The 6,152-nt window shown below is 50.3% G+C and carries 5 protein-coding genes and 1 rRNA gene; all 6 read right to left on the bottom strand.

The window, feature by feature from the left end; genetic code table 11:
* Window positions 1-68 (bottom strand): 16S ribosomal RNA (locus ACTQ34_RS06970); the annotation flags it as partial.
* Between the two features lie 760 nt (window positions 69-828).
* Window positions 829-1,155 (bottom strand): SCP2 sterol-binding domain-containing protein, encoded by a 327-nt coding sequence (locus tag ACTQ34_RS06965; RefSeq protein WP_373166372.1) that lies wholly within the window; start codon window positions 1,153-1,155, stop codon window positions 829-831.
* A gap of 106 nt (window positions 1,156-1,261) precedes the next feature.
* Window positions 1,262-1,654, bottom strand: a complete 393-nt coding sequence (locus tag ACTQ34_RS06960; protein ID WP_441363144.1) for a hypothetical protein — start codon at window positions 1,652-1,654, stop codon at window positions 1,262-1,264.
* On the bottom strand, window positions 1,654-2,274 hold the full coding sequence (gene yihA / locus ACTQ34_RS06955) for a ribosome biogenesis GTP-binding protein YihA/YsxC (RefSeq protein ID WP_441363141.1): 621 nt from the start codon (window positions 2,272-2,274) through the stop codon (window positions 1,654-1,656). Before yihA ends, ACTQ34_RS06960 begins: the two co-directional genes overlap by 1 nt.
* On the bottom strand, window positions 2,271-4,688 hold the full coding sequence (lon, locus tag ACTQ34_RS06950) for an endopeptidase La (protein ID WP_441363140.1): 2,418 nt from the start codon (window positions 4,686-4,688) through the stop codon (window positions 2,271-2,273). Before lon ends, yihA begins: the two co-directional genes overlap by 4 nt.
* 138 nt (window positions 4,689-4,826) lie before the next feature.
* Window positions 4,827-6,143, bottom strand: coding sequence for an ATP-dependent Clp protease ATP-binding subunit ClpX (gene clpX / locus ACTQ34_RS06945; protein ID WP_441363139.1), 1,317 nt, complete (start codon window positions 6,141-6,143; stop codon window positions 4,827-4,829).
* Window positions 6,144-6,152: the final 9 nt, after the last annotated feature.

Raw genomic sequence — 6,152 nt, 5'->3', positions numbered from 1 at the left:
CGTTCGACTTGCATGTGTTAGGCACGCCGCCAGCGTTCATCCTGAGCCAGGATCAAACTCTCTAAAAATTGTATCGAAAGAGCCGAAGCTCATCCAATCGACTTTAGAGTCCGACGTGTCACTTTATTTTAAGTGGAGTTGTGACTTCCACCGATTTACCAAGAGTAAAACTCTTAGAATTTCAGGTTCGCACTACACTCGATTTCTTAAGAAACCAAGTCAAGCTTTCTCGTTGTTTAATTTACAAGGTACAATCCGCTGTTTTCGAGGACTTTTCAGAACTTTTCGAAGCTCTTTACCGTTCTCGGTGACAGCTTATTTATTATATCAGGTTGAATTCGGTTTGTCAAGAAGTTTTTTCAACTTTTTTCAAACTCTTTTCGACCCGTGCCGTTTCTTGTCGAAACAGCCTATTTAGTATATCAAACCGAGAAGTATTTGTCAAGAACTTTTTTCATTTCTTTCAAATTCTTTCCGATTTGGCGGCCTCTCACCGAAGCAGCTCGATTAGTATACTACCTCTATCACCTTTTGTCAACACCTTTTTACACGTTTTTTTCTTTTTCGCAACAAGATGTTTCATGACATTGCAATAGAACGCAAACTGCTGATATGTCATCCGCTCAGCCTCCCATCTGTTTACATGAACTCAGCATTGGACTGCATGATGTTTTTATTCTACATCATACCGGAGGTCTGTGCTTTTCTTTTGTTCCCCCATAAACACATGTGCTTAAAAAAGATTCATGCATGTTTTTTGCAGGACCACAAAACAATGCCGCCCGTTTTCCAACGGGCGGCATATCACTTTACTTATGTCGATTCCACTTATGCCTGTTTCATCAATTCGGCAAGTACCATAACCTTATCTACATTTCCCTCAACTGTAATTTTCCCTTCTGCAAGCGCAACCTGAGGAATCAGTTTACCATTGAGGATTTTTTCCATATTTGTCAAGCTACCGGAAACACAAGCGTCACGGTCAATATACTCATACGGCATAACAGACAACACACCATTGAGAATCTCGATGTAAAAAACGCCCGTAACTTTACCGGTCAGATTGAACTGAACCGCTACTTTTCCCTGCGTTCCAGCAATATCCGCTTTGCTAAGCTTGCTATAGATTTTACCAATCAACTGATCTACGGTCATTGGAATCGCCCCCTGCTCGTATTTGTAATTCTATTATACTTTTTTTTTGAAAAAAAGCAAGTATCTTCTAGTACTTTATCAGGTAAAATCTATAGTCCATTACTTTTCAGCTTTTTCGGATGAACTGGTGATGGCAATGCGGGCAAGTGATATTGATTTTCCCTCTGCCGCGCGGCACACGCAGCCGCTGCTTACACTGCGGGCATTTGAAATAGCGATGTGTCTTTCTATCTCGAAAACGCGCGAGCATATTGCGCAGCCGATTGGAAACCGGCCCCCATCGCCGCAGAAACCACTGGTTCTCCGCGTAGCGAGCCTGAATATTGCGCGAAAACATACGGAAATAGCATAAAATCAGCAGCGCGAGAACGAAGATACCAACCCATCTCCATCTGCTAATCCATTCCACAACAATCAGCACCAAGCCAAGCAGAAGTAATGCATTATTCAGTTGATCGCTTCCGTATCTTCCTGCCATAAAACGGCGCAAAAAATCCATCACTCGACCGCTTCCTTTCCAACGTGGTCATACATGAGGGCAAGCACTTCATCCCGTCCATTTCCCTTTTCGGCCGAAAACGGAATAACCGGCACTTCCTCCGGCAGTAAAAGCGTCTGACGAATCTCCGCCAGATTTCCCTCCAGCTGACTTTTTTTGATTTTATCCAGCTTATTAGCAATCACAACCCAAGGCTTTTCGGATGCACGAAACCATTCCGCCATGGTCACGTCATCCCGTGTCGGTTTATGCCGGATATCCACGATTTGCACACCCAGCGTGAGCAGGTCCATCGCAAAATAGGATTCCATTAACGCACCCCAGCGCTGCTGCTCCGCTTTGGATACGCGCGCATAGCCATACCCCGGCAAATCGACCAGATACATTTTCCGGTCAATCAAAAAATAGTTGATGTGTATGGTTTTTCCAGGCTGTGCACTAACTCTGGCAAAGTTTTTGCGATTGAGCAGCTTATTGATTACCGAACTCTTTCCGACATTGGATTTGCCCGCGAAAACAATCTGCGGCAACGCATCCTTCGGAAAATCACTCTCTTTGACCGCTGAGCGTAAAAACTCTACATTATGCAGATTAAGTGCCGGTTTTTGTTTGTCCATCATTGCATCACCGCCGTTGCCGTCGTGTCGGACTGTCGCGTCACCGGATTGCGCGATGTTTTCTTTCTTTTGCGCGGCCGGCGCGTAAAGTCGATTGCAGTCTCCATCACCGTATCCATGTGCGCAGCCGTGACAAACTCCAGCTTCTCCCGCACCACCGGTTCAATATCCTGCAAATCCGACTCGTTATCCTTCGGGATAACGACCGTACGGATACCCGCGCGGTAAGCTGCCATGGTTTTTTCCCGCAAGCCGCCAATCGGCAGCACACGTCCGCGCAGCGTAACCTCACCGGTCATCGCTACGTCGTGACGCACTGGTGCTTCAGTCAGTGCAGACACCAGTGCCGTTGTGATGGTCACACCTGCAGAGGGGCCATCTTTCGGCACCGCCGCCTCCGGGAAATGGATATGCAGGTCGTTGTCCTTATAGAACATCGGGTCGATGGAAAGCTCATTTGCACGCGAACGAACAAACGTCACCGCCGCCTTAGCGCTTTCCTGCATCACTGTACCCAGATTACCGGTCACCTCAATCTTACCCGTACCGGGAACAACAGCGACTTCTACCTCCAACATTTCACCGCCGACACTCGTCCATGCAAGACCGCTGACAATGCCTACCTCGTCCTTTTTGGTTACGACATCGTCCTTATATCGTGCAACGCCCAGCAGGTCCTCCAAATTCTTCTCTGACACCGTCAGACGACGCCCGCCGTCCGTGATATGCTTGGCCGCCTTTCGGCAGATTTTCGCCAATAACTGTTCCAAACGGCGCACACCCGCTTCGCGCGTGTACCGTGAAATGACCAGTCCCAGCATTTTCTCGGAAATCACGAGCTGTCCCTTATGCAGCCCATGCTTTTCCATCTGCTTGGGCAGCAGATGATGCAACGCTATCTGTCGCTTCTCCTCCTCCGTATACGAGGACAGTTCTATAACCTCCATGCGGTCCAGCAACGGACGCGGCACGGTGGACAGATCATTTGCCGTAGTCAGGAACAGCACATCCGACAGGTCAAATGGCAGCTCGACATAATGGTCACGGAATGCGACATTCTGCTCGGTGTCCAATACCTCCAGCATGGCCGCGGCGGGATCGCCCCGAAAATCGTTGCCCATCTTATCAATTTCATCCAACAAAAGCAACGGATTGGATGTACTCGCACGACGCAGCGCATCCATAATACGCCCGGGCATCGCCCCGATATAGGTCTTGCGATGGCCACGAATATCCGCTTCATCCCGCACGCCGCCTAAGCTCATGCGCGCATAATTACGCCCCATTGCCTCCGCAATAGATTTTGCAATCGAAGTCTTGCCCACGCCCGGCGGGCCTACCAGACAAAGCACCTGCCCACGCAGCTCAGGTGCAAGCGTCTTGACCGCCAGGAACTCCATAATGCGCTCCTTGACCTTCTTTAAACCGTAGTGGTCACGGTCCAAAATTGCCTGCGCTTCGCCCAAGTCCAACCGTTCCTCGCTCTTTTTATTCCAAGGCAACTCCAGCACGGTATCCAGATAGGTGCGCACGACACCTTGTTCTGCGCTGGAACCACTCAGTTTGGCAAAGCGGTCCACTTCATGGATGAGCTTGTCCTCACACTCCTGCGGCAGATGCAGCTCAAGAACACGTTTCCGATAGTTCTCCGCCTCCGCAGTGACATCCTGTTCGCCAAGCTCACTCTGAATCACTTTAATTTGCTCACGCAGGTAATATTCCCGCTGATTTTTGTCAATCTGTGTCTTTAGTTCGTCCTGAATCTCATTCTCAATCTTGAGAATTTCGGTTTCCTCGCCCAGAAGTCGAATCACCATCGCCAGACGGCGCGTGACATTCAGCTCCTCCAAAATCTCCTGCTTCGCTTCGACTTCGACCGACAGATTCTGCGCGATGTAATCTGCCAGCCATCCCGGCTCACCGCCCTCTGCAACCGTCATCTCCACATCCTGCGAAATACGGCCGGCATTCTGCGCATACTCTGCAAACCGTTCCTGTGCCGTACGCACCAGTGCCTGTGCACGCCGCTCGGTCACACCGATGACATAATCACTCAGCTCCTCAACGTCAGCAAAAATGCAGTCATCCTGCTTTTCGGGCGCTGTAAACTGATGCGCCAGCGCACGGGTGCGACCCTCGACGAGCACACGAATATTATCGCCCGGCAAGCGCAAAATCTGCCGCACCATGCATATGGTTCCAATTTGATATAAATCACCCGGTGACGGCACGTCGGTTTTCAATTCACGCTGCGCCGTTAGGAAAATCATCTGTCCACTTTTCATCGACGCTTCCAGCGCACGAATCGACATCAGACGCCCAACGTCGAAATGAATAATCATATTAGGAAAGGCGGTTAAGCCGCGCAGCGGCAGCACCGGCAGCCGCTTGAACTCCGCCTCGGTTGTTACAGTCATAGTTCTCTCCTCACACGCGGAAAAATAATTAGATAGAGTCAGTATAGTATATTTTTCTCGGTTTGTAAAGCATCCACAAACAGTAATAGACAAAAAACGCGGGTGAAACCAGCGGTTCCCCCACGTTTTTTTGCAATTTTATGCGCTTTTTGTTGGTTTTGAGCGTTTTTCGCCTTTTTTCGAAGACGCAGCCCCGGAAGGAAGCGCTGCACGCCCACCGTGTTCGATCAGCGGCTCGCCTTCCCCCGTCACAGTTTCCCGTGTGATAACCACACGGCTGACGCTTGTGTCGGACGGAATGCGGAACATAATGTCCGTCATCACGCTTTCCAGCACGCCGCGAAGACCACGCGCGCCCGTTTTACGGGCAAGAGCGGTCTTTGCGACCTCCTCGAGTGCATCCGGTGCAAACTCCAGCATCACGCCGTCCATGGCCAGCAAAGTCTGATACTGCTTAACCAGCGCGTTCTTCGGCTCCTGCAAAATACGCACCAAGGCTTTCTCATCCAGCGTATCCAGCGAAACCACAGCCGGCAGACGGCCAATCAATTCAGGAATCAGCCCATACTTCATCAGGTCATGCGGCTCAATCTGGGCAAGCAGTTGATCGGTCTGATCCTCCTGCTGGCTCTTAACCTCAGATCCAAAGCCCATGCCCTGTTTTCCGATGCGCTTCTGAATGATACCTTCAATACCATCAAAGGCACCGCCGCAAATAAACAGAATGTTGCTCGTATCAATCTGGATAAATTCCTGATGCGGATGCTTACGGCCGCCCTGCGGCGGCACATTGGCCGTCGTACCCTCCAGCATCTTGAGCAGTGCCTGCTGGACGCCCTCACCCGATACATCGCGTGTAATAGAGGGATTTTCGCTCTTGCGGGCAATCTTGTCAATCTCATCGACATAGATAATGCCATGCTCTGCCAGCTCGACATCAAAGTCGGCCGCTTGAATCAAGCGCAGCAGAATATTTTCCACATCTTCACCAACATAACCTGCTTCTGTCAGCGTGGTGGCGTCCGCGATTGCGAAAGGCACCTGCAACGTTTTTGCCAGTGTCTGCGCAAGCAGCGTTTTACCCGAACCGGACGGACCCAGCATCAGAATGTTGGATTTCTGCAATTCCACATCGGTTTCCGGATGGTAAATACGTTTATAGTGATTGTACACCGCAACCGAAAGCGCAATCTTCGCACGCTCCTGTCCGATGACATATTCATCCAGCACCGCCTTCAGTTCCTGCGGCGTGGGCAGTTTTTCCGGCTCAATTGCCGCCTGCTCCGCGCGATCCTCCGGCGCGAAATCCAGCTCATCCTCCAGAATGCTGGTGCATACGCCGATGCACTCATCGCAGATATATACGCCGGGGCCTGCAATCAACTTGCGGACACGTCCCTGCGGTTTTCCGCAAAACGAACATTTCAGCGTCTTATCATCATCAAAATTCGGCATTTGGCACCT

This window comes from Agathobaculum sp. LCP25S3_E8, from assembly GCF_052117165.1.
Taxonomy (GTDB): Bacteria; Bacillota; Clostridia; order Oscillospirales; family Butyricicoccaceae; genus Agathobaculum.
Note: the sequence above shows the minus strand (reverse complement) of the source record. Positions and strands in the feature narration are given on the sequence as shown.

What these genes read in the sequence shown, in the direction of transcription:
- yihA (WP_441363141.1), bottom strand. Translation starts at nt 2,274, where the DNA reads ATGATGGACAAACAAAAACCGGCACTTAATCTGCATAATGTAGAGTTT.
- ACTQ34_RS06965 (WP_373166372.1), bottom strand. Translation starts at nt 1,155, where the DNA reads ATGACCGTAGATCAGTTGATTGGTAAAATCTATAGCAAGCTTAGCAAA.
- ACTQ34_RS06960 (WP_441363144.1), bottom strand. Translation starts at nt 1,654, where the DNA reads ATGGATTTTTTGCGCCGTTTTATGGCAGGAAGATACGGAAGCGATCAA.
- lon (WP_441363140.1), bottom strand. Translation starts at nt 4,688, where the DNA reads ATGACTGTAACAACCGAGGCGGAGTTCAAGCGGCTGCCGGTGCTGCCG.
- clpX (WP_441363139.1), bottom strand. Translation starts at nt 6,143, where the DNA reads ATGCCGAATTTTGATGATGATAAGACGCTGAAATGTTCGTTTTGCGGA.